The sequence below is a fragment of the Mesorhizobium sp. M2E.F.Ca.ET.209.01.1.1 genome (assembly GCF_004010375.2).
Taxonomy (GTDB): domain Bacteria; phylum Pseudomonadota; class Alphaproteobacteria; order Rhizobiales; family Rhizobiaceae; genus Mesorhizobium.
Map to the genome: position 1 here is coordinate 1 of NZ_SADP02000348.1, position 387 is coordinate 387.

Below are 387 nucleotides of genomic sequence, written 5' to 3' on the forward strand. Positions count from 1 at the left end.
ATTGCGGCGGGCAATGCGCGGGAAGGTGACGAGGCGTCGTGGGTAGAGTCCTTTTTCCCGGCCAATGCGTCGGAATATTTTTCTCCAAACCCGACGCAAGGCTTCATCCAAAGTGTCTCGGCATCCGACAGCACTTATATCCCAACCGGCACCGGCACTGGCGTGTGCAGCACCGTTTCAAACGGGTGGTGTGATGTGCTTTGGAATGGCGGCGCTTTTGGCGCGGCCATGTCCGAGCCCGGCGTTGGCGTCCAGGTGCTTTGGCGGAGTACAAACAATCACAAGCTAAGACAGAATATCTGTTCGGGGACGTCTCTTGCCGCTCCAGTCCTGGCGGGGCTGTTGGCTCGGACCACTGCGAATTTGCCGGAGGTCCCGATCAAAAAG

The 387-nt window shown here is 58.4% G+C and carries 1 protein-coding gene; it reads left to right on the forward strand.

Annotation, left to right across the window (positions count from 1 at the left end):
- Window positions 1-387 (forward strand): S8 family serine peptidase (locus tag EN852_RS41845; protein WP_210238299.1); only part of this gene is annotated, 387 nt, incomplete at both ends.